General features: G+C 66.0%; 17 protein-coding genes. 11 read left to right on the forward strand and 6 right to left on the reverse strand.

Annotated elements, in window-relative coordinates; translation table 11 throughout:
• Positions 1–24 precede the first annotated feature (24 nt).
• Both KF724_03225 and KF724_03230 read right to left on the reverse strand, forming a co-directional pair.
• On the reverse strand, positions 25–1,299 hold the full coding sequence (locus KF724_03225; protein MBX3354692.1) for a hypothetical protein: 1,275 nt from the start codon (positions 1,297–1,299) through the stop codon (positions 25–27).
• A gap of 78 nt (positions 1,300–1,377) precedes the next feature.
• Positions 1,378–2,631 (reverse strand): DUF1015 domain-containing protein, encoded by a 1,254-nt coding sequence (locus KF724_03230; protein ID MBX3354693.1) that lies wholly within the window; start codon positions 2,629–2,631, stop codon positions 1,378–1,380.
• A gap of 246 nt (positions 2,632–2,877) precedes the next feature.
• On the opposite strand from KF724_03230, the gene KF724_03235 reads away from it, so the two are divergent.
• Together KF724_03235 and KF724_03240 are read left to right on the forward strand one after the other, a co-directional pair.
• Positions 2,878–3,483 (forward strand): HD domain-containing protein, encoded by a 606-nt coding sequence (locus KF724_03235; GenBank protein MBX3354694.1) that lies wholly within the window; start codon positions 2,878–2,880, stop codon positions 3,481–3,483.
• 117 nt (positions 3,484–3,600) lie between these two features.
• Entirely contained in the window at positions 3,601–3,816 is a 216-nt protein-coding gene (locus KF724_03240) for a sigma-70 family RNA polymerase sigma factor (GenBank protein MBX3354695.1), read from the forward strand.
• Here KF724_03240 and KF724_03245 read toward each other — a convergent pair.
• Positions 3,770–4,852: a dockerin type I repeat-containing protein gene (locus KF724_03245; GenBank protein ID MBX3354696.1), complete on the reverse strand. Its 1,083-nt coding sequence runs from the start codon at positions 4,850–4,852 to the stop codon at positions 3,770–3,772. The genes KF724_03240 and KF724_03245 overlap by 47 nt on opposite strands.
• Positions 4,853–5,095: 243 nt before the next feature.
• Between KF724_03245 and KF724_03250 the strand changes: the two genes are divergently transcribed.
• From KF724_03250 to KF724_03260, 3 genes are all read left to right on the forward strand, one after another.
• Positions 5,096–5,884 carry a hypothetical protein gene (locus KF724_03250; protein MBX3354697.1) on the forward strand — a complete coding sequence of 263 codons (789 nt, stop codon included), beginning with the start codon at positions 5,096–5,098 and terminating at the stop codon, positions 5,882–5,884.
• 133 nt (positions 5,885–6,017) lie between these two features.
• Positions 6,018–11,168, forward strand: coding sequence for a PAS domain S-box protein (locus KF724_03255; protein MBX3354698.1), 5,151 nt, complete (start codon positions 6,018–6,020; stop codon positions 11,166–11,168).
• On the forward strand, positions 11,165–12,238 hold the full coding sequence (locus tag KF724_03260) for a response regulator (GenBank protein ID MBX3354699.1): 1,074 nt from the start codon (positions 11,165–11,167) through the stop codon (positions 12,236–12,238). The genes KF724_03255 and KF724_03260 overlap by 4 nt, the downstream gene beginning before the upstream one ends.
• Before the next feature lie 171 nt (positions 12,239–12,409).
• Here the strand turns inward: KF724_03260 and acs are convergent, their stop codons facing one another.
• Positions 12,410–14,491, reverse strand: coding sequence for an acetate--CoA ligase (gene acs / locus KF724_03265; protein ID MBX3354700.1), 2,082 nt, complete (start codon positions 14,489–14,491; stop codon positions 12,410–12,412).
• 235 nt (positions 14,492–14,726) lie between these two features.
• Complete coding sequence (alaS, locus tag KF724_03270; protein MBX3354701.1) at positions 14,727–17,606, reverse strand: alanine--tRNA ligase; 2,880 nt, start codon at positions 17,604–17,606, stop codon at positions 14,727–14,729.
• A gap of 47 nt (positions 17,607–17,653) precedes the next feature.
• Here alaS and tpiA point away from each other — a divergent pair, with 47 nt between their 5' ends.
• From tpiA to KF724_03295, 5 genes are read left to right on the forward strand one after another with little or no spacing between them, the layout of a single operon-like run.
• The gene (gene tpiA, locus KF724_03275) at positions 17,654–18,493 is read left to right on the forward strand and encodes a triose-phosphate isomerase (GenBank protein ID MBX3354702.1); all 840 of its coding nucleotides are present in this window, start codon (positions 17,654–17,656) and stop codon (positions 18,491–18,493) included.
• 37 nt (positions 18,494–18,530) lie between these two features.
• Positions 18,531–19,076 carry a preprotein translocase subunit SecG gene (secG, locus tag KF724_03280; protein ID MBX3354703.1) on the forward strand — a complete coding sequence of 182 codons (546 nt, stop codon included), beginning with the start codon at positions 18,531–18,533 and terminating at the stop codon, positions 19,074–19,076.
• 30 nt (positions 19,077–19,106) lie between these two features.
• Entirely contained in the window at positions 19,107–19,997 is an 891-nt protein-coding gene (locus KF724_03285; GenBank protein MBX3354704.1) for a YicC family protein, read from the forward strand.
• On the forward strand, positions 19,987–21,051 hold the full coding sequence (locus tag KF724_03290) for a phosphotransferase (protein MBX3354705.1): 1,065 nt from the start codon (positions 19,987–19,989) through the stop codon (positions 21,049–21,051). The genes KF724_03285 and KF724_03290 overlap by 11 nt, the downstream gene beginning before the upstream one ends.
• 14 nt (positions 21,052–21,065) lie before the next feature.
• Positions 21,066–22,088 carry a PDZ domain-containing protein gene (locus KF724_03295; protein ID MBX3354706.1) on the forward strand — a complete coding sequence of 341 codons (1,023 nt, stop codon included), beginning with the start codon at positions 21,066–21,068 and terminating at the stop codon, positions 22,086–22,088.
• Positions 22,089–22,127: 39 nt separating this feature from the next.
• Here the strand turns inward: KF724_03295 and KF724_03300 are convergent, their stop codons facing one another.
• Positions 22,128–22,751: a nucleoside monophosphate kinase gene (locus KF724_03300; protein MBX3354707.1), complete on the reverse strand. Its 624-nt coding sequence runs from the start codon at positions 22,749–22,751 to the stop codon at positions 22,128–22,130.
• Between the two features lie 147 nt (positions 22,752–22,898).
• On the opposite strand from KF724_03300, the gene KF724_03305 reads away from it, so the two are divergent.
• The gene (locus KF724_03305; GenBank protein MBX3354708.1) at positions 22,899–24,728 is read left to right on the forward strand and encodes a DHH family phosphoesterase; all 1,830 of its coding nucleotides are present in this window, start codon (positions 22,899–22,901) and stop codon (positions 24,726–24,728) included.
• The last annotated feature ends 10 nt before the right edge of the window (positions 24,729–24,738 follow it).

Raw genomic sequence — 24,738 nt, forward strand, 5'->3', positions numbered from 1 at the left:
GGTGGTGGTTCGGCGGTCTGTTCATCAGGTGTGGCGAGCAATCTGGGAGACGCTCACCGCAAGAACATTCTCATTCTTTGAGATGTGGTCGATCTGCTCGCTCGTGGGGACGCCATCGAGGTGAATGCGCGCGAGCGCCGCCTTCGCTCCCTCGTAGATGATGTTCTCCATCTCCTCGACATTGATCTTCGCCTGGCCGAGGGTGTAGAAGACATGCGCGAGAACACCCGGGCGATTGAGATGACGCACGGAGAGCAGGGTCGTGGCCGGTGTGGTCGCGGCGCGGTTCACGCAGTTCGGGACGCGCCCATGGAGGATGTAGTCACGAATGATCCGGACGGTCTCCGAAGCCACGGCCTGCTGCGCCTGGTCGGTGCTGGCACCGACATGGTGCGTGCCATAGACGCCGGGTTCCTTCACGATCGGGTCCTCGAAGGTGCCCGTGCCGCCCGCGGGTTCCTTGGCGAAGACATCGAGACCGGCGCGGAGCTTCTTGTCGCGGATGGCCGCGGTCATGGCTGCCTGGTCGACCACCGTGCCGCGACTCGTGTTCACCAGGATCGCGTGGGGCTTGAGCGCCGCGAAGAACTTCTCACCGACGAGGTTCGCCGTCTCCTCGTTGGCCGCGACACTGATGCTGATGACATCGGAGACCTTCGCGAGGTTGACGATGTTCGAGCAGAAGTCGCATTGATGGGCGGCCGCGCGCTCCTCGGTGAGATTGCGGCTCCAGGCGGCGACCTTCATGCCGAAGGCTCGTCCGCGCCGGGCGATCTCCTGCCCGATCTGTCCGAGGCCGACGATGCCGAGCGTGCGACCGTAAAGCCCCTGCGCCGCGGAGTACTCCTTCTTGTTCCATGTGCCGGCTCGGAGGTCCGCCACCTGGTCGGGAATGCGGCGGTCGGCGGCGAGGATGAGTCCCCACGCCAACTCGGCGACGGCGATCGAGTTCTTCCCGGGGCAGTTCGCCACGAAGACGCCGCGACGGCTCGCGGCCGCGACATCGATGGTGTCATAGCCGGCGCCCGCGCGCACGATCAGACCCAGCTTGGTTGCGGCGTCGATCGCCTGGGCATTGACCTTTCGACTTCGAACAACGAGCACCTCGGCGCCGCTCTCCGCAAGCGCTGCGCCGAGGCCGTCGGCGGGCAGATCGGGCTTGAGCAGGACCTCGCAGCCGAAGGCCTTGAGAGCGTCGACGGCGGAGGTCTCGAGCTTGTCGGCGATAAGCACGCGGGCCAGTGGAACACCGGCGATGGGAGCCGCGCCGCTGGCGGTCTGGGAGGCGGATGATTGCATCGCGGAAGTGTACCCGCGGCCGCAGGTCGTTCCGAGTCACACGGTCATCATGCCGCGCCGGCGATGCCGTGGGGCGCGTCAGAATGAGTGCATGAAGAGACCGCTGCGAAGCTTCGGATGAAACCAGGTGCTCTTCGGCGGCATGATCTGGTGGGCCTCGGCCACCGCGAGAAGCTCATCCATGCTCGTTGCGAACATGCTGAACGCAACGGCCGCGGCGCCTGAGTCGACCTGCCCCATGAGCTCGGCGGTCCCCACGCTGCCACCCACGAAGCCGATGCGCGCATCGCGCCGCGGATCCTGGATACCGAGGGCGGGCGCAAGGACGAGATCCTGGAGCAGTGAGACATCAAGTCGAGCGACCGCATCGCGACCCTCAAGGTGCTGTGGCGCCGGCTGCCACTGGTACCAGCGACCTCGGTCGGGCCCGGGCTCCGCGCGATGGGCCAGATACACGCAGACCTTGCCGTGGGAGTCGGGATCGGGGTGCACCGTGGGTGTGAGCGAACCGTTGTTCCGCAGGTGCTCGAGGAACGCCTCGGCACTATGCCCGTTCAGGTCCTTCACCACTCGGTGATAGGGGAGGATCACGAGTTGCTCCGCCGGGAAGATCACGGCGGGGAATCGGCGATGCTCCTCGCCCTGACCCGCCGGCGCGCGTCCCTCATCGACTTCGCGCGCCACGCGATCGGCGGCGGCGGAGCGATGGTGGCCATCGGCGACATAGACCACGCCGAGCTCCCGGAAGGCATCGACATACTCGGCGACATGACGCGAACGCCAAAGGCTGTGCGTGACGCCATCACGCGCAACGAAGTGATAGAGCGGACGCTCATTCATGTCCGCTGACAGCAGGGAGTTCAGCGCGTCGGCGCCGCGCGCTGCCAGAAGCACGGGCTCAGCGTGCGTCCGCGTCGTCAGGATGTGCCGAACTCGATCATCTTCCTTGTCGGGTCGCGTCTTCTCGTGAATGCGGATTCGACCGGAGCGGTAATCCTCAACATCCATGCAGGCGACGAGGCCCGCTTGGCGTCGTCCAACCACCGAGAGGCGATAGACATAGAACGACGGCGCATCATCTCGGAGCAGGATGCCCTGATCGCAGAATTCACCGAGCTTCCTGCGGGCGTGCTCGTAGACCGGAGTCGAGTGGGGGTCGATCGATGGATCGAGTTCGATCTCCGATCGGACGACTCGAAGGAACGAGGCAGGGCGACCGTCGGCCAGTGCTCGCGCCTCGGCTGTCGTGACGACATCATAAGGCTCGCATGCCACCTCGGCGGCGCGACTGGCAATGGGGCGAAGGGCTGGAAAGGGGTGAACGCGGATCACGGTGGTAAAGCGAACGATTGTAGCGGGTCCGGGAAGAGACTTCGGCTGCCGGCGCGCCACGCAGTTGGGGTGGGTCGGCGCGGCTGCGACGCGCGGCTGGTGGGGCTGTGCAAGTGACACCTTCGACGCGGCACGGCGAAGTCGTCAACGCCTCGATGAGCCCCGAGGACAGGCCGATCTCCCAAGGGCCTCGGGGTTCAAGGTGTTCCCCAAGGGCCCGAGCAGTTCTGAAGAGGAGAAGCGTTCATGCAGTCATCCTGCACACTGTCGATGCGAGCCGCGGCGGAGGGCCTCCTGGCGGGATTCGCCACCATGGACAGGGACATGGCCGACCACTGCCGGCGGGTCAGCGAGTTGGCGGGGGGCTTGGCCCGCGCCGCCGGCTTGAGCGTGCGAGAGATCACCATCACCGAGGTCGCGGGGCTGCTGCACGACATCGGGAAGTTCCGGGTGCCTGCGCGGATCCTCCGGAAGCCGGGGCCTCTGACGCCAGGTGAGCGTTCGCTCATCCAGGAGCACTCGGAGATGGGCTCGGAGATCGTGTCGAGGGTTGGCGCGCTTCGTTCATTCGCCGCTGCGGTCACCCACCACCATGAACGATGGGATGGCACCGGGTACCCGGGTCGCCTCGCGGGGGAGGAGATTCCGCTCGTCGCGCGAATCATCGCAGTGGTCGACGCCTGGGATGCCATGGTCCAGCCGCGCGGCTACGCGCCGACGCGATCGATCGAGGAGGCACGAGCTGAGATCCTTCGCGGCGCGGGCAGCCAGTTCGACCCTGCGCTCGCAGAGCTCTTCGTGCACGAAGTGGTCGACGAGCGCGTCGATCGCGCCCTCCTGATGGCCGCGTGAGCGAGGCCGGGAGAAGGCGCCTGCGCGCGAAAGAGGTGCGCTCACACGCGCGCCGTGGGCACGAGCCAGGAACTCGCGTTACCATGCGGACTCGGGAGGGCCGCCATGGAGGGCGACATGCTGAGCACGATCGCTGAACTGACGGAGACGGAGCGACTGGTCCTGATCATGCACTGGGGCGATCGATGCACCATCGATGAGATGGCCAGCGTGCTCGCCCGCGATCGCGGGGAGATCTCGGCGATTGTTCACCGGGTGCGAGAGATTGTCTCCGAGGCGGTGGCGCTCACCCCGTCCATTTGCCCAGCAGGATCGCCAGATCAGCTCCGTTGACGACACCGTCGTTGTTCAGATCGGCGGCGCATCCGACGCATGGGCCCCAGGTTCCGAGCAACAGGGCAAGGTCGGCGCCATTCACTGAGCCATCGCAGTTGAGGTCGGCGGGGATGCACTCCGGAAGAATCGTCACCTGGTACTCCAAGCGCGCCGGCTGCGCCAATCCAAAGATGACGAAGGCATTTTCCTTGCTGTAGAAGCGGGGAAAGTTGCCGCCCTGCTGGACCACGAAAGTCAGGCTGGTGATGGCGAACATCAACCGCCCGGCATCGACGCCCTTGGCGAGATAGCCCTGAATGTCAGGATCGCTCACATCGAGGTCAAAGTGCATGACGGTGCCGACGGGAATCAGATCGCCCGGTTCAAGACCGTCGATCAGGCCGACGCTGAATCGCTTCGGATCAAAGCCCTCGCGCGGGTTGTTGCTGACATCGATCGCCGCGCCCTGCTCGTTGAAGGAGAGCGCGAAGGCATTGCGAACACTCGGGCTCAGAGGACTGTTCGGCGGCACCGTGTAGGGCGAGTTCTCCGCAAAGGTCTGAAGCGAGAACCCGTTGCGGAAGCCGACCCCGAAGAGTTCGACCGGCTGGCCCGGGTCAGGGTCGGGAACCCACTCTGGGTCCGATGGGTCGAGGAAGCTCTGCCATGGATCGGGCGTCGGGTCGTACTCAACGATGAGGTCATTCGCGAACTCGACGGTGAGGCGCAACGAAGTCACCAGGTATCGATGAGCACCAAGACCCGCGGGGACGAGCGAACCCGTATCGAAGCGCACCAGCATCTGCCCGTCGCGGCTGTCGAAGTCCGGCGCACCGGGTTCCGAGCCGAAGGTCGAGATCGTTGCTTCCGCGCCAGCTTGAGCGCCGAATGGGTACATCCAGCGATCGAGCGCCGGGGTCAGGATGAGGCCTTGGTAGTTGACCTCCGCACTCGCTGACGCCGCGAGAAGAAGCGCGGGAGCGACCGCGGCGAAGCCGGTGGTCAGAAAGGAGGATCGGGACGAGGGTCTGGGCAAGGTGGTGGGGGCGGTCATGGCAGGAGTGTAGTTGGTATTGAGAATGATTCGCAAGATCGTCACGGAACGCCTATCATGCGATCCGCGTATCTGGAGAGCGGCACGAGCCGCACTCTCGGTTCGATGCAGAAGGTTCACCCGATGCCCTCCGCTCCAGCGTCCCCACGATTTGCGTTCCGAGTCCGATGTTCCCCGGTCCGACGCCCCGCCCGCAGGTCCGGACGGTACGAGCGCCGTGGCTTCACGGTTGTGGAGTTGCTGGTGGTTGTCGCGACGATTGCTGTTCTGCTCGCGTTCTCGGTGCCTGCATTCAGGCGATTGGTGGCCGACAGCTCGCGGGCGCGAGAGATGGCGGCGGCACGACAGATGGTCATGGCGTGGAACACCTACGCCACGGATTCCAATGCGTGGGTTCTGCCCGGATTCAAGACCGGACTTCCTGCACGACTTCAGGATGGCTCGTTCATTTCCCCGAACAGCTATGGCGGCGGAGCGACCATCGCCGCCCGATATCCATGGCGGATCGCCCCCTATCTCGGGCACAAGTTCGAGGGGATGTACATCAACGAGCAAGCTTCCGAACTCGAGAAGCTGAAGAACGGGAAGCACGAGGAGTACCTCTACTTCGCGAGCCTCTATCCGAGCCTCGGCATGAACAGCACCTTCGTGGGCGGTGACCAGGAGCGCTACGCCTTCCTGCCGAACGCCCCGGCACCGCTCAAGAACTTCTATGTCCAGCGGCTCTCCAGCATTCGCAATCCCGACAAGCTTTTGCTCTTTGCGTCGTCGCGCACTGATGCGACGAGCGACAACCGCCAGGTCGAGGGGTACTTCCGGATCGAGTCGCCGCGTCTCGTGACCTCGCAGTGGCAGGCTGCCTATGACCCGGCGCAGCCCGCGAGCTATGGCAACATCAGCGCGCGACACGATGGAACCGCGGTCTGCGCCTTCACCAGCGGCGCGGTCGACACCATTCAGGTTGATGCCCTCAGGGACATGCGCTTCTGGGCCAACACCGCGAATGCCTTCGACTGGCAGCTGACGCCTTAGCGATCTCCGGTCGCACGGCAGGCCCGTGCTGGAGCCAGATTTCGTGAACAAGGCCGCTATCTGAGGCATTTCAACGGCCGTTCGGCGAATCGGCGCTCAACCCGGCCCCGGTTCAGGCCGATCGAAGGCGGTGATGCCGTGCGATCCGCAGGAACATCATCATCGCGCCATGGCAATGGCGTCGGCGCGAACCGCGATTGCCGAGGTTGAACTGCGCCTCGGAGTGTGTGGCGGTCACTCGCGTCTCCTTCGCGCGTCCGTCGTGGCAGCGATCGTCTTCTCGGTGTGTCTGATCTCCGTGGTGTTGATCACACGATCGAAGTTCGCCGTGGACAGTGACCGAATTGCCGAGCGGCACCGACTCGAACAAGATCAGTTCCGTGCGATGGTCGAGTTCACGATCGGGGATCGCATGCGGGAATTCGAGCAGGCACTCCGCGCAGCCCAGAGTTACTTCGACGGCAGCAACGGTGTGGATCGAGCGGAGTGGCTGCGAGTGGTCACAGCCGTTCGACGGAGTGTTGATCCGAGCGGCGTCAACGCAATGCTCGTCATCACCCGCATTCCGGAGGACCAGCGGGAGGCGCTGATCGCGACGCTCCTTCCTCGCGAGGAGTCAGCGCATGTCACTCAGGCGCCATGCTCCGATGGCCCGCACCAGTTTCCCGAGGCATGGGTAGTGACTCATTGCGAGCCGGAGCCAGTGGCGCACTTCATGCTCGGGCGCGACTTGAGCCAATGTGCCGACCGCGTTGATGCAATGCTCGAAGCGTGCGACTCGAACGAATGCCGCATCACCGGTCTGATTGACCTATGGGGCGGCGTTTCCACGCGCGGGTTCAACCTCTACCTGCCGATCTTCAACACCACGGTGCCGCCGGAGACGATTGGCGATCGCCGACAGGCGCTGGCCGGCTGGGTCTGTCTTCGATTCGAGTCGGAGCGTTTCCTCAGTGACAATGCAATCAAGGCGCTCGACTCCGTCGGGCAGGTCTGGGTTCACAACGGGCCGGAGCCTTCGGAGGATTCCTTGATCTGCCATGGGGACGGGGCGGGCGCAGGCCCCCCGGCCGATGCATCGGTGAATTGGTTCAGCGTGCCTGTGGCCGGTCGAACCTGGACCGTTGGTACGCGCCTCCATGCGGGGCAGCCTTCGGCGGTCAATCAGTGGCTGCTTCCCATCGGCGGAGTCATCTTCGCCGCCCTCGCATCCGGAATCGCAGCCATGCTCATTCGAACGCGCGCCCGCGCAGTGGAGATCGCGCGGCGAATGACATCGGAGCTGCGTCGCGCGGTCATGGAATCGGACCGCCTGAACCACGAGCTTCGGCTCCAGTCGATCGCCCTCGACACCGCCACGATCCTTTCGGAGACTGATGCCGACGGTCGCATCACCGCGGTGAATGATCTCTTCTGCCGGGTCACCGGGTACTCCCGCGAGGAGCTGATCGGAGCCACGCACCGCCTCATCAGCTCGGGGCGTCACAGCGCCGAGTTCTGGAGCTCGATGTTCGAGTGTCTCCACCGCGACGGCATCTGGAACGGCACCATCTGCAATCGATCCAAGAACGGATCGCTGATCTGGCTGAAGACCGCCATCGTGGCCATTCGCGACCAGCATGGACGGATCGTGCGCTTCGTCTCGGTCCGCTCGGACCTGACAGAGCAGATTCTTGCCGAGGAGAGCCTTGCCGCCGCCTTGGAGCGTGCCTGCAGTTCTGAGAGTGAGCTGCGCATGCTGCTGTCCATTGCCACTGGAGCGTCGCGATCCCTCTGCAAGAGCGAGGCGCTTCACCTGGCCCTCGAAGCCCTCCGTGAGGCGACCGGGTGTCGATCCGCGCGGGTGAGCCGAATCGGTGGAGACGGCACTACGGGCCACCCGTCGCTCGAGGTTCGCTCAGTGGATGGGAGCAGCAACTCATTGTGGACAGACGCCGCTTGGAAGCTCGTCGATGATTCCATGGGACATGGCGAGACCTCGCTTGACCTTCGCGCCGACCCTTCGGAAACCATGTGGTTCAGATCGGAGTCTGATGGTGGTGCCGATACCGACGACGGTGCCACGGGCGGTCCGCGGCCGATCACCGCCGTTCGTATTCCGATCCGCACCGGCGAGGTTCTCCAGGTGGTGGTCGAACTTCTCTGGGACGGAGACTTCGTCCCCGGCGAGCGCCTCACGCGAATGCTCGAGGTCGCCGCCGGGGAGATTCGACGCGGACTTGAGCGCATTGATGCTGAGCAACGGGTGATTGAGTCCGAGCGTTTCTCTCGCGCGACCGTGGACGCACTCCAAGCTCATGTAGCGATCCTCGATGAGCGCGGCACGATCCTTGCCGTCAACGAGGCATGGCGTTCGTTCGCGTCGGCCAACGGATCGACGGGCGCCTTCGAGGGCGTCAACTACCTCACGGTGTGCCGGTCCGCCGCCGGGGACAGCGCCTCGAAGGCCATTGAAGCTGCCGAGGGTGTCCGGATGGTCCTCGAGGGTTCCAGGCAGAGCTTCTCGATGGAGTATGACTGTCACTCCCCCCGCGAGCAACGATGGTTCATGATGCGCGTCGCGCGCTTCCCCGGTGACGGAGCCGTGAGGGTCGTCGTTTCTCACGAGAACATCACCGAGGTGCGCCTCGCACAGGAGCGGTTGGCCGAGCAGGCCAACGCTCTCGCCTGTGCGGTCGAGGCGGCGCGAGCCAGCGAAGAACAGGCTCGCGCCATGATCGGTGGTGCACTCGATGCCGCGATCGCCGCCGATGAAAATGGGGTCATCATCTCATGGAACCAGCATGCAGAAGCTGCATTTGGCTGGACTCGCGACGAGGCGGTGGGACGAAACCTGACCGACACGCTGATTCCGGAGCGATTTCACGAAGGACATCGTGCCGGCCTCGCACGGTTCTGCGCCCAAGGCGGCGGTCGCGTGATCGGTCGCCGCGTGGAGCTTGTTGCCCGCTGCAAAGATGGTCGTGAGATCCCGGTCGAGATGTCGGTCGCGGCGTCGCGCATGGCCAACGGCCGTCTCATGTTCTGCTCGTTTCTTCGAGACATTTCGGATCGCCGGGCGGCTGAAGCGGCGCGTGAACTGCACACCCAGCAGTTGTTGGATGCCACTCAGAAGCTGGAACAACAGGCCAAGGAGCTTCGTGCGACTTCCGAGCGGGCGGAGGCGGCCAGTCGCTCCAAGAGCGAGTTCCTCGCCATGGTCAGCCACGAGATTCGAACGCCGCTCAACGGAGTCATCGGCACGCTTGACTTGCTCGACCAATCCGCCACTTCGGAGCAACAGCGACGGTACATTCACCTCGGGCGATACTCCGCCGTTTCACTGCTGTCAATCATCAACGACATCCTTGACTTCTCGAAGGTGGAGGCGGGTCGGCTGGAGCTCCATGAGATTCCCTTCGATCTGCACGCCATGGTGCACGATGCGGTCGGCATGGCCGCGATCCGGCAGAAGGAGCGCGGTTTGGATTGCTCCTGCGCGATCGGGTCGGAGGTGCCGCGCTTCGTCCATGCCGATCCCGATCGACTGCGCCAGGTCCTCCTGAATCTTCTCAGCAACGCAGTGAAATTCACTCCAAGGGGCAGCGTGTCGCTCCAGGTCGAACACATCGGCCCTACAACGGACGGGGCCAGGGCAGTGGTCCGTTTCAGCGTGACCGACACCGGGATTGGGATTTCTCCCGAGGGCCAGAAGCGCCTCTTCCAGGCGTTCTCCCAGGCTGATGCCACGGCGTCGCGTCGATTTGGCGGCACGGGCCTCGGCCTGGCGATCTGCAAGCGCCTGGTGGAGCTGATGGGTGGCTCCATCGGAGTCGACAGTGAGGAAGGCCGCGGCTCGACCTTCCACTTTGAAGTTCCGCTCACCACCACCGACCCGTGCCTCCCGATGACCAAGACTGTGACGGCGATCGGAGCCCTGGAGCGATCGGCGCTGGTGATCGGTGCACAGGGTCACATCCAGCACGATCACCTCGTTCGGACCGTCCGCGACCTTGGATACCGCATTGAAGAGCAGGCCGAAGTCTCCGAGGCGATCCGATGGCTGCAGGGTGTCACTGCCTCGGAGCGGCGTCCTGAAGTCATGGTGCTCGTCGACCGCCCGGGGGCGTCGCAGGGGCAGGCCATGGCCGACGCCCGACGACTCGACGCGATGTTCGCCCGGATCCCGTGGATCCTGATCCGATCCGATCGGGGGGGCGATGTGCCGCCTCTTCCAGCCTGCGCCGCAGTTCTCTCAACCCCGTTTCGGCGGTCGGCACTGCGGCGGGCCGTGACGACGGCAGTCGATTCGCGTCATGCGGTGGCCCGGACGGCGAGCCGCTCACTTCATCTGCTCCTCGTTGAGGACAACGAGATCAACCAGGTGGTTGCCCGTGAGCTCCTGGAGCAGATTGGACATCGGTGCGCGGTGGCCCCCAATGGACGGGCCGCCCTCGAGGCGATCGAGCGAGAGTCCTTCGACGCGGTGCTGATGGACTGTCAGATGCCCGAGATGGACGGGTTCGAGGCGACTCGCGAGATCCGCCGCCGGGAGGCGGAGCGATCCGGTGGCGCTGCTCCCGTCAGGAGGATTCCGATCATCGCCCTCACGGCGAATGCCGTCCGCGGAGATCGCGATCGCTGTCTCGACGCGGGCATGGACGACTTCATCACCAAGCCGATGGACCTGCAGCAGGTCACAGCGGCGCTCGACGCCTGTGTCGCGAATTCACGCAACTTCCAGGAGGAATGCACCATGACGATTGATCCGACGCCGAACTCAACGGGGCCTGCGGGGAGCGCCTCGGCGCCGCGCGACGAAGTGCCCCGGCACCACACCGGGACCGGCCAGTGCCCCCTCGGCCATGGTCGCTCGCCCGATGCGCAGGCGCGTGGAACGGGCGACGAGGGATCAGGCATCGACCCACTCGACGCAGCCACGCTCGTCCATCGCTGCATGGGCGATCTGACGCTCGTCGACGACCTCCTCGAGCGCTTCGAACGCCAGGCACGCGAGAGCCTCACGGCGATCGAACGCCTGGTGTCATCGGGCGAGGTGCGCGCCGCGGCGGAGCGATGCCATGCACTCAAGGGTGCTGCTGCGACCATGGCCGCCGATGGCGTCTCGTCAGCCGCCGAGCGCATTGAGAAGGCCGTCCTTTCTGGAGCGCTCCACGAGGCGACCCGCTCGCTGCACGAGCTCCATGAGGAGGTCGAACGATGCCTCGGCTTCCTTCCGGTGCTTCGCCCGCGCCTGGCGATGCATGTTCCGCGCGGCGAGACCAGGGGGAGCGAGAAGTCATGAATGTGCTTGTCGTCGATGACTCGGAGATCTTCCGCACCCTGATTGGACGCACGCTCGAGAGCGCGGGGTTCCGCGTGCACACGGCGTCCGACGGCGTGGAGGCGATGAGGTGGATCGAAGAGGGAAGGGCGCGCCTGGTCGTCACCGACTGGGAGATGCCGCGGATGGGGGGGCTGGAGCTCTGCCACGCCGTGCGCGGATCAGACCTCCCGGCGTATGTCTTCATCCTGCTGGTCACGGCACACCACACGCCGGCCGAGCGCGTGCAGGGGCTCGCGGCGGGCGCCGATGACCTCATTGCCAAGCCGTTCGAACCTGCCGAGCTGATCGAGCGCGTGCGCATCGGAGAGCGGATCCTCGGACTCGAGACCCGCGATGTGGCGATCTTCGCGCTCGCCAAGCTCGCCGAGTCTCGCGATCCGGAGACGGGGGCGCACCTTGAACGAGTGCAGCTCTACTCGCGAGCGCTCGCGCGGAGGCTTGCGGCGCGTGAGAAGTACCGCGATCGGATCGATGCGGAGTTCATCCGCCTGATCTTCCAGACGAGCCCGCTGCATGACATCGGCAAGGTCGGCATCCCTGACTCGGTGCTGCTCAAGCCCGACCGGCTCAACCAGTCGGAGTTCGAGATCATGAAGACGCATGCGGCGATCGGGGCGGAGACGCTCGATGCCGCTCTCGAGCGCTACCCCGATGCCGGCTTTCTTCGCATGGCCCGCGATATCGCTGCCAGCCATCACGAGTGGTGGAATGGCCAGGGATACCCGCTTGGTCTTCACGGCGAGGACATCCCCCTTTCCGGCAGGATCGTGGCCGTGGCTGATGTCTACGACGCCCTGACCTCCAAGCGCATCTACAAGGGCGCGTTCACTCACAGCGTCGCACGCGATCTGATCGTGAAGGAGTCGGGCTCCCACTTCGATCCCGAGGTGGTCGCGGCGTTCCTCGACCGGGAGGAGGAGTTCATCGAGATCCACAACCTGTATGACGACACCATCCAGGCGTCGAAACTGACCCTGGCGCCGCTGCCTCCGCCGGGCCTGGCGCCGGCACCCGTGAAGATCGCGTGAGCGGGCGGGGGCCGAGGCGTCATGCCATCGCCGCTGGTGGCCGTGCGCCGCGCGGGCTGGGTGTCGGCGAGGCGGCACGGCACAGCTCCGAGCCCCGCCAGCGAAGGTCGCCACCCGCCACGGGCCTCCGCGTCACGACCACCAAGCTCGATCCCGCCATGGACATGCGGACTACTCCTCGCTCTCGCGCAGCTTCGCGAGCACGCTGAAGTCTTCCAGCGTTGTGGTGTCCTGGGCCGAGTCGCGGCCCGCGGCGACATCTCGGAGCAGGCGCCGCATGATCTTGCCGGAGCGCGTCTTGGGGAGCGCATTGGTGAAGCGGATCATGTCCGGTCGGGCGATGGCACCAATCTCCTGGACCACATGGTCCTGCAGCGCCTTGCGCAGCGCGTCGTTGGCTCGCTCCTGCCACCCCGGTGCGAGTGTCACGAACGCCGCGATGCCGGTGCCCTTTATCTCGTGAGGCATGCCGACGACGGCCGCCTCCACGACCGCGTCGTGTGCGACCAGGGCGGACTCCACTTCCATCGTGCCCAGCCGATGGCCGGAGACATTGATCACATCGTCGATGCGACCCATGATCCAGAAGTACCCACGCGCGTCCCGCCGAGCGCCGTCGCCTGCGAGGTACATGCCCGGCACTCGGCTCCAATAGGTCTCCCTGTAGCGCTGCGGGTCTCCGTGAATGCCGCGCAGCATTCCGGGCCACGGCTTGCGGACGACAAGCAGCCCCCCTCGATTCGGCGGAAGCTCGCGACCCTGTTCATCGACGACCGCGGCATCGATGCCGAAGCAGGGCAGCGTGCAGCTTCCCGGGACGAGCGGTGTGCATCCCGGCAGCGGCGTGATCATGTGGCCGCCTGTCTCCGTCTGCCAGAAGGTGTCGACGACCGGGCAGCGATCACTCCCGATCTTCCCGCGATACCACATCCACGCTTCCGGGTTGATCGGCTCGCCCACGGTCCCGAGGATGCGCAGCGAGGAGAGATCATGCCTGGCCGGATGTTCGTCGCCCCACTTCATGAAGGCGCGGATGGCCGTCGGCGCCGTGTAGAAGTGCGTGACGCGATGGCGCTCCACGATCTCCCAGAAGCGGTCTTCCTTCGGGTGGTTCGGAGCGCCCTCGTACATGAGCGTGGGCACGCGATTGGGCAGGAGCCCGTAGATCACATAGCTGTGGCCGGTGATCCACCCGATGTCGGCGGTACACCAGTAGACCTCGTCGCTTCCGGGGTGGAGATTGAATGTCATCTTCGCCGTGAAGGCGGTGTAGATCATGTAGCCGCCGGTGGTGTGGCGAATGCCCTTGGGCTTGCCGGTCGACCCGCTCGTGTAGAGCAGGAAGAGCAGCTCTTCAGAGTCCATCGCCTCGCAGGGGCACGCATCACCCGCCCCTTGCATGAGCTCATGCCACCAGTGATCGCGGCCGTGGGTCCACTGGATGGGATTGGCGCATCGCCTGAAGACGACCACATGCCGAACCTCGGGGAGTTGCTCGCAGGCGCGATCGACATTGTCCTTGAGCGGCACCAGCGAGCCGCGGCGATGGCCGCCGTCGCAGGTCACGATGAGCGTGCTTCCGGCGTCACGCACGCGATCGACGATGGCGCTGGCGGCGAATCCGCCGAAGATGACCGAGTGCGCCGCGCCGATCCGAGCGCAGGCGAGCATCGCGATCGCAAGTTCCGGCACCATGCCCATGTAGAGCGTGACAACATCGCCGCGCTTCACACCGAGGCTCTTGAGCACATTCCCGAATCGGCTCACCTCGTGCTGCAACTCGCGATAGGTGAGGGTCCGAATCTGAGGCCCCACAGCGCGTGCATCGCCGCGCCCCGCGCCACCAGATCCTGCACCGACGGGTTCGCCCTCCCAGATGATGGCGACTTCATTGCCGTGGCCCTCGTTCACCTGTCGGTCGACGCAGTTGAAGCAGACATTGGTGGTGCCGCCGACGAACCACCGGGCGAAGGGAAGATCCCACTCGAGCACCTTTGACCAGCGCTTGAACCAGTGGAATCCTCCGGCAACTTCAGCCCAGAAGCCCTCCGGATCGCGGATCGAGCGCTCGTACATCGCCCGGTAGCTCGCCATGTCGGGGACATGCAGCGAGCCGAGCCGCGAGGCGAGGTCCGAGGGCGGATTGAAGATGCGCTCCTCGGTCAGGATCGACTCGATGCCCGCGGCGTTCGAACCGGAGCCCGCAGAACCACGCGCAGCGCTTGACGACGAATGCCCACTCCTCTGCTCCATGGCGAAGACCTCCAGAGCGGCAATCTAGCACTCGGGCCCTGTGGACCTCCACGCGCGGGGTGGTGAAAGAGGGCGGGGGGCTCGATGTGGCGCCGCCGCCAGTCCGGGCGTTGCAGGGCAGGGCCCGAGACCGATCATCAGCGGGCAGGTCGCACGAGCGCGCTTCGAGGCGATGATCCCAAGGCAGGCACTCCCGATCGATTCGGATCGTCGTCGTTCTTCTCGAGGAACGAACCTACGCGGTGAACTTCGCCGCGTGCGCCTGCGCCGCAGCGAGCGCTTCACCGGCGCGCCCGGGGTCCTTGCCGCCAGCCTGCGCTGAATCGGGGCGTCCACCGCCCGAACCACCGCAGGCCTGCGCTGCGACACGCACCCAGTCGCCCGCCTTCAGGCCCGCCTCGACCAGCGGCGGCGGGACATGCGCGACAATGGTCACTCGGCCGGCGGCGTGATCGGCGGAGATCAACAGAACGGCCGACTGGGTTCGCTTTGCGCGAATGGCATCGAGCGCCGCGAGCAGGGGGTCGCGGCCAGCGCCATCGATCCGCGCCACGATCGCCTTGCCGCCGCCCATCGCGGCAATCTCTCGCGCCCGCTCGACGATCTGGCCGAGGTTCGCGCCTTCGCTCTCCTTGCGCCACGCCTTCACGCGCTCGCGCTGAGCAACAAGCAGCGGCTCAAGGCGCTGACGAGCGAGAACGCCCGTCGGCAGATCCTTGAGCATCTCGCCGATCTCGTCGACCTCCTCGGCGAGCGCCTGACCGTCGAGCTTCTTCGCGCCTTCCAATCGCTCCGCAAGATTCGCGGCCGTGGCCACCGCCGCCTGCGCCGGAGCGCCCGCGAGCGCCGTGATCCGGCGCACACCCGCAGACACCGCGGACTCCGAGAGGATGACGAGCCTCATCGCTTCGGAGGTGGTGGCCAGATGAGTGCCGCCGCAGAACTCGATGCTATGGTCAATCCAGCGCGCATCATCGGGATGACGAATGAGCTCCTCCACCGTCACGCCCACGCTGACCACGCGCACGGGGTCTGGATAGCGCTCGCCAAAGACGGCCCGCACACCGCGAATGCGCTTCGCCTCGTCGAGCGGGACGATCGCGGCATGCACACGCGAGTCAGCGGCAATCGCGTCATTGACCAGTTCCTCGATCCGCGCCAGCTCGTCGATCTTGACCGACCGATGGAAGGAGAAGTCGAAGCGGAGCCGATCGTCGGCGACGAGTGAGCCGCGCTGCTGGACCTCGTCGCCCAGCACACTGCGCAGCGCATGGTTCAGGAGATGCGTCCCCGTGTGATGCCCGCGAATGAGCTGGCGTCGGCCTCGTTCCACCGAGAGCAGGCCGTTGTCGCCACGGCGAACCTGGCCGGAGGCGACATGACCGATATGCAGCACGAAGCCGCCCAAGGCGCGGGTCTCGTCGACCTCGAAGCGCTGGTCGCGACCGCTGTCATCGCCATGCCGGCGCGAAACGATGAAAGTGCCGCGATCACCAATCTGCCCGCCGCTCTCCGAGTAGCAGGAGGTCTTGTGAAAGATGATGGCGACGCGCGTGCCGACATCGGCGTGCTCGTCGAAGTTGCGACCATTCCAGATCGCGGCCACTTCGGTGCGGACATCATGGCCCGGGTACTTCTCCGAGTCGTTCGTCGGATGCACGCCCATGTGCGCGAGACCGGCGATCGCGTCGGGGGTCAGGAGCTGCATCTGATCACCGGCGCCCTCGGCGGCATCTCGACTCGTCTGCTTCGCGCGCTCCATGAGCGCTTCGTACCCCGCGAGATCGACCTCGAGCCCGCGCTCCTCGGCCATGACGCGGGTCAGATCGATCGGGAATCCGAAGGTGTCATGCAGTCGGAAGGCATCCTCGGCGGCAATACGGGGCGGAGCCACGGCGACGGTTCCTGAGCCGTCACCGCCTGAGGCCAGCGTTGCTTCGCGCGAGCGACCGGCCGCCTCGTTGAAGAGCGCCAGTCCGCGCTCGAGCGTTCGACCGAATGCGCTCTCCTCCTCGCGAATGATCTCCTGCACGCGCGGAAGCTTCTCGCGCATCTCGGGGAAGACTCCGCCGAGCGACTCCGCGACCGCCGGCGCCATCTGCCAGAGGAAGGGCTCGCGCACGCCGAGCGTCTGGTGCCCCATGCGGACGGCGCGTCGAAGAATGCGGCGCAGCACATAGTTTCGACCTTCGTTGCCTGGCGCAGCGCCATCGGCAATCGCCGCCGTGAGGCAGCGCGCGTGGTCGGCGATGACGCGGTAGGCGACATCGATCGGATCACTCAGCTTCTCGACATTCCCGTCGTAGGCGCGGGCACCCGTGACCTCGCGAATGCGCGCGAAGATCGGAGTCCAGAGGTCCGTGTCGTAGTTCGATCGCTTGCCTTGGAGAACGCTCGTCAAGCGTTCGAAGCCCATGCCGGTGTCGACATGGCGCGCCGGCAGTGGTCGCAAGGTGCCGTCGACTTCGCGATTGAACTGAATGAAGACCAGGTTCCAGATCTCGAGCACATCGGGATCGCCCTTGTTCACCCGGTCGGCTGCGTCACGCCCGCCGATGCGATCGAAGTGAATCTCGCTGCACGGGCCGCACGGGCCGCTCTCGCCCATCTCCCAGAAATTGTCTCGCATCAGCCCGGGCAGCACGCGCTCCGCAGGCAGCACGCGTCGCCAGAGAGCGCGCGCCTCGGTGTCAGGGTCGAGACCCGCCTTCGAATCGCCAGCGAAGTAGGTCGCGTAGAGACGATCTGCGGGCAGCCCGTAGATCGAGGTCAGCAGCTCCCACGCCCACTCGATCGCCTCGGCCTTGAAGTAGTCGCCAAAGCTCCAGTTGCCGAGCATCTCGAAAAAGGTGTGGTGATAGGTGTCGCGGCCGACATCTTCGAGGTCGTTGTGCTTGCCCCCGGCTCGGATGCACTTCTGCGTATCGACCGCACGCTGGTAGGGGCGCGTGCCGCGGCCAAGGAAGACATCCTTGAATTGGTTCATGCCCGCGTTGGTGAAGAGCAGGGTGGGGTCGTCGTGAGGCACCACCGCGCTCGACGGCACCACCGTGTGGCCCGCTCGTTGTTCAAAGAAGTCGAGAAAGATCTGGCGAATGTCCGCAGCCGAACGCATGGGCCGTGGATCGTACGGTCTGACGCCGTCGGCTACCCTCTGCGGTCATGGTCCCGGCGAGACGGCCCTTCGTGGGCGGCAACTGGAAGATGAACACACTTCGCGCCTCGGCAGTGGAGTTGGCGCAGGCGATTCGGCGCGCGTGCGACGCGCCGCTGCCGGCGCCCGGCGGCGCCACCGAGGGTGCGGCGCGGTGCGCGAACGGGCCCGAGCGCGCGGAGGTGGTGCTCTTTCCCCCAGTTCCCTACTTGCGGGATGTCGCGGGAGTCCTTGCTGGCAGCGCGATCGGCGTCGGCGCCCAGGACCTGTCCGCCGAAGAGCGGGGGGCGTTCACGGGGCAGGTCAGCGCCGAGATGATTCGCGACAGTGGCGGCGAATGGGTGATTATTGGACACTCTGAGCGACGCCACGGGGCTGGCGAAAGCGACGAACTCTGCGGCCGAAAGCTGACTCGGGCGCTCGGCTCCGAGCTCCGGACCATCTTTTGCGTGGGGGAAACCTGGGAAGAGCGGAGCGCCGGCAAGGCTCATGAGGTCAATCGCCGCCAGCTAGAGGCAGGCTTTCGCGAGGTCGGCGCGGAGCGGCTCGGCGAGGTGGTCGTCGCCTATGAGCCCGTCTGGGCGATTGGAACGGGCAAGACCGCATCGGCGTCGGACGCCCAGGAGGCCCATCGCTCGATTCGGGAGTGGCTTGCGAACCGCTATGATCTCCGATCCGCCAGCGGGGTGAGGATCCTCTATGGCGGCTCGGTCAATGCGGCGAATGCGGCGGCCCTCTTTTCGGAAGAGGACATCGATGGCGGCCTCATCGGAGGCGCCAGCCTGAAGGCCGCCGACTTTCTGGCGATCGTGGCGGCCTGCGGCGCCACCGCGAAGGTCGAGCGTTGATCGAGAACAGCTCCTGACGGGACACTACGAGAAACCCATGCCACTTCTGTTCACCATTCTGACTCTGCTCATGATCGCGACGGCGTTCGCGCTCGTCCTCATCATTCTGGTTCAGCGTCCGCAGGGAGGCGGCCTCGCCGGAGCATTCGGTGGAGCCGGTGGCGGTGGCGCTGACACGGCCTTCGGTGGTCGAACGGGCGATGTGCTCACCACGGGAACCTGGATTGCTGCGGGTTTCTTCGTGGTCATCGCCGTCGCTCTGAACCTTGTGCCTTCACGGCCGACGGTTGTTCCCGCATCGGCACCGGCGATCGGCGCTCCCGAGCCCGGCGCGCTTGAGCCGATGCCCCTTCCGCTGACGCCCGCCCCCACGATCCCCGCACCGCCCGTGCCGGCCCCGGCCGAGTTGCCTGCCAGCGAGGGCGCGGTGACGCCACCTGCTGTCCTTCCCCCCGATGAGCCGGCGGCGCCGCCGGTCGGCGAGCCCGGCGATGCGCCCTCCGCAGACCCTGCGGCAGATCCCTCGGGCGAGGAGCGTTTCGATTCAAGCGCGAATCCCGCGCAGGACAGCGACCTGCGCTGACCCGCTCGCCGGAACACCATGATCCGCTCCATGACCGGATTCGGGGCTGCGTCCATCGAAGAAGATGGTGCACGCTATTCGGTTGAGATCCGCTCGGTCAACAATCGCTTCCTGAAGAGCACGCTTCGCCTGCCCGATGCGCTCCTTTCGCTTGAAGCGGAGATTGATGCGCAGATCGCCAGACGGTTGATTCGAGGCAGCGTGACGGTCTCGATTCGAGTCTTCGACTCAAGCGCGCGAGTCGCGGCTCGCATCAATCGCGAGGCGTTGCAGGCCTATCTTTCGCAGCTCGATGGCGTGCCCGGGCTTGGCGCCATTCGCGAGAATGGCGGCGTGAACGGCCCCTCACTCGCGGCGCTCCTGGCGCTGCCGGGCGTGGTCATCGACGACGCGGCCGATCGCATCGCCGAGCGCGCAAGGCCCTTGCTCGCGAAGCTTGTCGACCAGGCGTGCGATCGAGTGATCGAGATGCGCGAGCGCGAGGGCGACTCCCTTCGCCGCACGCTCGTCCAGCTCGGCGAGGACATCGCGCGCGGGCTTGCGGCAGTGCGGCATCGAGCACCGGAGGTGAGCGAGCTCTATCGAGAGCGCCTCATGGCGCGCATGAAGACCATGCTTGGTGAGCTCGGCGTCGCCGTGCGCGAAGAGGATGTCATCCGCGAAGTCGCAGGATTCGCCGAGCGCACGGATATCGCCGAGGAGATCACCCGACTCGAGGGACACCTCGAACAGTTCCATACGCTCGTCGACCCGTCGAATCGCGAGCCCATCGGCCGCGTGCTCGACTTCCTTGCTCAGGAGATGCTACGGGAGGCCAATACCATCGCGAGCAAGTCGGCCGATGTCGACATCAGTCGCCGGATTGTCGAGGTCAAGGCGGCCATCGATCGGATCAAGGAACAGTCGCAGAATGCCGAGTAGTCGACCTCGCGAGCGCTTTGCGCCTGATGAGGCCAGAGAGGTCATTCGACGCATCGGTTCCGATCGCCTCGGTCGGGTGGAGAAGGTCGTCGAGTTCGACCGGGGCTCGAGTCGCAGTCCCAAACTGCTCATCTCGACGGAGACGAGCCGCTGGTTGCTGAAGCGCCGGGCGCCGATCAATGCGGCGCCGGAACGGGTTCGCTTCTGCCAGGACTTCCAGCGGCGCCTCGAACTCGCGCTCGTGCCCGTGGCGGCGCCACAGCCCTTCAAGAGCGGCGAGACCTCGCTGCGCATGGGCGACCATGTCTACGAGTACTTTCGATTCGTCGACGGAGCGCGCTACCAGCGATCGGTCGACCATGCGCAAGCAGCGGGCGAGGCGCTCGGCCAGCTCCTTCTGGCGGCCATGACCATGCGCCTCGATGGCGACCCCGTCCATGGGAGCTTTCACGCATCAGGCATCATTCTCGGCGCGGCCAAGCTCGCGGAGGAGAGCGTGCCCGCAGTTGAACCTGAGGTTGACCGGGCGGAGCTCCTTGGGCACACGAAGGCGCTGCGGCAGATGTACCGGGTCGCCGCACAGCGGGGCATCGAGAGCGGCTTCGCTGCCACCGGAGTGCAGCCCATCCACGGCGACTACCACCCGGGCAACCTCATTTTCAGCGGGGGCGAGGTCGCGGCGATCGTTGACTTCGATGCGGCTCGGGTGGAGCCGAGGGCGGTGGAGGTGGCCAACGCGCTGCTCCACCTCGGCTCGCTTCGGCTCCCCAGTCATGAGATCGATGAGTGGCCTGCCGGGCTGGATCCCCTTCTGGTGCGGGCTGCCATGGGGGGCGTGAAGCGGGCGGGTGTCACCTTGGAATTACCGGAGCGCCGAGCGATTCCGTGGCTTATGATCGAGGCGTGCATCGCCGAGGGCATCGTTCCAATTGCTCGAACGGGCAGCCTTGCGAATCTGCAAGGCTCGGCGATGGTGCGCTTCCTGCGCCGCCGCGCCGAGTGGATCCGCGAAGAGGAGCCACTCATTCTCGAAGCGCTCTCGCCATCCTCCTGATCGCCTCGGCCGCCGTGCTCGGCGCAGCGCCTCAGGGGCGGCCAGATCGCGCCGTCGCTCCGCCGCGCGAAGCGGCGGCCGTCAGCGCGGAACTTGAGCGGCAGGTCGATGCGCTCGTTGATCGACTTGCGAGCCCGGAGTGGGAGGAGCGCGAATCTGCATCCGCCGCACTCATGGCCCTGCCGATGCCTGAGGCGCAGCCCGTCCTGCTTCGCCGCCTTGAGCGCGGCGGTCTCGACCCCGAACAGCGTCATCGGCTGGCTGATGCAGCGTGTCGCCGGCTGGTCGAGCAACCTCGCGGGGCGCTGGGCATCAGCATGGACATCGGCCCACAGGGCATGTCCGGCGTGCGCGTCATGGGCCTGGTGCCCGGCATGCCTGCTGCGGAAGTCCTTCGCATCGGCGATGTGATCGAGGCGATCAACGACGAGCCGATCCTCAGCAGCCAGGTACTGAGCGATGTGGTTCAGCGGCTCGCACCCGGAACAGCCGTGCACTTGCGCGTGCAGCGTCCGGTGCTCGATGAGCAGGGGCGTCCCCGACGCGATCGCGCGGGGCAGGTGGTGACGCAGGCAGTGCAGGTCACCATGCGCCTCGGCTCGATGGAGCAGCTCGATGCCAACGACCGGATGGGTCGGGAGCGAAATGCGTTCCGACGCAGCTCCGATGTGCAGATCCTTCGCGAGGCGGAAGCGCGCCGCATCCGGCGCGATTTCGTCGCGACGGCGACACTTGTTCCCCTGACCTCGACCTCACGCGACGGCCCCGTGGTCGAGATGACCTTTGCGGGGCGTCTCGCGGAACTCGAGCGACGCCTTGATGAACTCGAAGATGGCATCTGGCGGACGCGAGGAGATGCAATCGACGCTCTCTCCGCGACAGCGCAGGGTCTCGACGCGCTCCAAGCTCACATGAATGAGGAAAGCGTGACCGATCGCGATCGCGTGCGCCTCGCCGGGGCGCTTCAGCGCTTGGGTCGGCTCCTCTCGCGCGATGATCTGCTGATGCCCGTCGATCAGCAGATTCCCCCTCGATGACGCAGGCGGCGCGAGCCGCCTCGGGGCATCGGTCGAGCCTCAGTGGCCGAGCGGATTCGTGAAGGTCGACTCCTGCAGCGGCACGACCGCTTCCAAGATCGAAAGCAACACTCGTCCGGGCGTCCCGCTCGCTTCGATGTCGCGAATGAGCGATCGATCAAAGCGGCAGAGGACTGGCTTGGTCGACTCGCGATAGACCTCGAAGCGGCGGCGGATGACGGCGACATCCGCATCATCCGGACGCTGCTGCTGAAGCGCGCGGCGGCGCATGCGCTCGACCATCTCCTCCTGGTCCTTCGCGACGAGATGGATGACAAGTCGGACATCGACGAAGGGAGCGAGCGCCTCGGCCTGCGCCGCGCTGCGGGGAATGCCGTCAAGCAGAAGGAACTCACGATTCGGCCGGTAGGCCCCCGACGCGATCATCGAATCGACATGGTCGCGCCAGATCTCGATGGTGAGGTCATCTGGCACAAGCTCGCCGCGCGTCGAGTACTCCATGAACTTCCTGCCCAGCGGACTCTGGCGGTCGAGCGAGCGGAAGACATCGCCCATCGCGAGATGAACGAACCCGGGAATGCGACCGAGGATGGCGCCCTGGGTGCCCTTGCCCGAACCGGGCACGCCGAAGAGGAGGATGGAGGTGATCTTGCCGGGAGCCATGAGCAGGTCCGGCAGTATGACGCAGCGCCGGGAAACGCGAAAGTCGAGGTTGCCCGAAGGGTGAATCGGGGTCCGATGGCGCCGAGGGCGCGGATCGGACCACCTGGCTGGTTTGCCGCGCCCGTCCCGGATGCGTACTTTGCCCGCATGCAGGGTGTGCGAAGGAGGTGGACGGTCCGCATGGAGGCGGGCAAGGGACAGTCGTCTCTCGCCAGGCGCCTGCTGGACGATCGATCGGGGGGCGATGAGCGACGGCGGCGCATCTTGGAATCGCCCGCACTTCAGGACCTCCATCGACCGACCACACTCCCGGGAGCGGTCGCCGCGGGAGAGGCGATCGCCCGAGCGTGGCGCGATCGCAGGCGGATCGCGATCTATGGCGATTACGATGTCGATGGCATCACGGCCACGGCACTCTTCTGGCATCTGCTCCGGGCGCTTGACCCTTCGCGCTCCGCCGAGACCTATCTGCCGCACCGCATGGAGCATGGCTATGGAGTGAACGGCGATGCCCTGCGCGAACTCGCCGATCGCGGTGTGCAGAGTGTCATCACCGTTGACTGCGGCATCACCGCAGTGACCGAAGCTGAACTCGCGAGGGAACTCGGCCTCGAGCTGATCATCACCGACCATCATGCGATGGAGCTCTCGGAGAGTGCGGCAACCGAGCTCGATGCATCGGCCGATTGTCGCGCTGCGGGAAGCGCGGTGAATGACCACGGTGGCACCCATCGGCTGCCGCGTGCGTCTGCGCTGGTGCACCCCGATCTGCCCGGAGAGGCAGCGCCATTTCCGCGGCTCTGTGGCGCGGCGGTGGCCTGGAAGACCGCCTGCACCACGGCGAGCGCATGGTTCGGACCTCATCAGGTCTCCGAGCCCGTGCGGCGCACGCTCGTTGGATTGCTGCCGCTCGTCGCACTCGGCACCATCGCCGATGTCATGGACCTCGAAGATGAGAACCGGATCTTCGCGGCCATTGGGCTTCGAGGCCTTGCGACCACAGCGATTCCGGGCCTTCAGGCCCTCGTCCGCTCCGAAGCCGGCAGCGATGTCGACGCCGAGGCGATCGGGTTCCGCCTCGCACCGATGCTGAACGCCTGCGGGCGCCTCGGTCACGCGGCGGAGGCTCTCGAGTTGCTCACCACGGCTGATGCACGACGATCAAGCGAGATTGTCAGTGCCCTCTCGCAACTGAACGAAGAGCGCAAGGGGCTCGAGCGCTCCTGTGTCGAGAGCGCAATGGAAGCGGCCGAGGCCGCGGGCATGACCCGCCCCGATCGGCGCGTGATTGCGCTCGCCAATGCTCGCTGGCATGAGGGCGTCGTGGGTGTCGCGTGCTCCCGGCTGGTGGAGCGATTCGGACGGCCGACGATTCTGCTTCAGGACAAGGGCGAGACGCTCAAGGGCTCCGGTCGGAGCGTGCCGGGCGTGCACCTGCTCGAAGCGCTTCGGGCGTGCGCCTTGCGTGGTGTGCCATTCCGTCGCCTCGGAGGTCATGCGATGGCGGCGGGTATGGAGATCGACCGCGCGGCGCTGCCCAGCTTTCAGGAGGCGCTCATTGAGGAGGTGAACGCGCGCCTCGCTCCCGAGGCGCTCATTCCCGAGCTCTCGATCGACATTCGTGCGACGCTCGATGAGCTGACGCGGTCAACGCTGAGTCAACTGGCGCGCCTCGAGCCCTTCGGCCGCGGCAATCCACGGCCGCGCTTCCTGCTGGAGTGCGTGGTGCTCGCGGCACCGCCGCGCCAACTTGGCTCGAGCGGATCGCATGTCGAACTCTGGCTCAGGCAGGGGAGCGGTCGGACCACGCGCCGCGCCATCTGGTGGTCCGGCGCGGAGTGGACGCGCGACCTCGACACCGGGGAGTCGCTCGATCTCGTGGTTGAAGCGCGCCTCAATCGCTTCCGCGGCCGCGAAGAGGAACTCCTCACTGTCATTGACATGCGCCGAGTGAGTGCGGCAGCGAGCGTTCGGTGAGCCGAGTCAT

The sequence above is a fragment of the Phycisphaeraceae bacterium genome (assembly GCA_019636735.1).
In the GTDB taxonomy this organism is placed as follows: Bacteria; Planctomycetota; Phycisphaerae; order Phycisphaerales; family SM1A02; genus VGXK01.

Coding starts and splice junctions, on each gene's coding strand:
- KF724_03235 (MBX3354694.1), top strand. CDS start 2,878: ATGCAGTCATCCTGCACACTGTCGATGCGAGCCGCGGCGGAGGGCCTC.
- tpiA (MBX3354702.1), top strand. CDS start 17,654: ATGGTCCCGGCGAGACGGCCCTTCGTGGGCGGCAACTGGAAGATGAAC.
- KF724_03305 (MBX3354708.1), top strand. CDS start 22,899: ATGCAGGGTGTGCGAAGGAGGTGGACGGTCCGCATGGAGGCGGGCAAG.
- alaS (MBX3354701.1), bottom strand. CDS start 17,606: ATGCGTTCGGCTGCGGACATTCGCCAGATCTTTCTCGACTTCTTTGAA.
- KF724_03225 (MBX3354692.1), bottom strand. CDS start 1,299: ATGCAATCATCCGCCTCCCAGACCGCCAGCGGCGCGGCTCCCATCGCC.
- KF724_03245 (MBX3354696.1), bottom strand. CDS start 4,852: ATGACCGCCCCCACCACCTTGCCCAGACCCTCGTCCCGATCCTCCTTT.
- acs (MBX3354700.1), bottom strand. CDS start 14,491: ATGGAGCAGAGGAGTGGGCATTCGTCGTCAAGCGCTGCGCGTGGTTCT.
- secG (MBX3354703.1), top strand. CDS start 18,531: ATGCCACTTCTGTTCACCATTCTGACTCTGCTCATGATCGCGACGGCG.
- KF724_03300 (MBX3354707.1), bottom strand. CDS start 22,751: ATGGCTCCCGGCAAGATCACCTCCATCCTCCTCTTCGGCGTGCCCGGT.
- KF724_03290 (MBX3354705.1), top strand. CDS start 19,987: ATGCCGAGTAGTCGACCTCGCGAGCGCTTTGCGCCTGATGAGGCCAGA.
- KF724_03255 (MBX3354698.1), top strand. CDS start 6,018: ATGCCGTGCGATCCGCAGGAACATCATCATCGCGCCATGGCAATGGCG.
- KF724_03285 (MBX3354704.1), top strand. CDS start 19,107: ATGACCGGATTCGGGGCTGCGTCCATCGAAGAAGATGGTGCACGCTAT.
- KF724_03260 (MBX3354699.1), top strand. CDS start 11,165: ATGAATGTGCTTGTCGTCGATGACTCGGAGATCTTCCGCACCCTGATT.
- KF724_03240 (MBX3354695.1), top strand. CDS start 3,601: ATGCTGAGCACGATCGCTGAACTGACGGAGACGGAGCGACTGGTCCTG.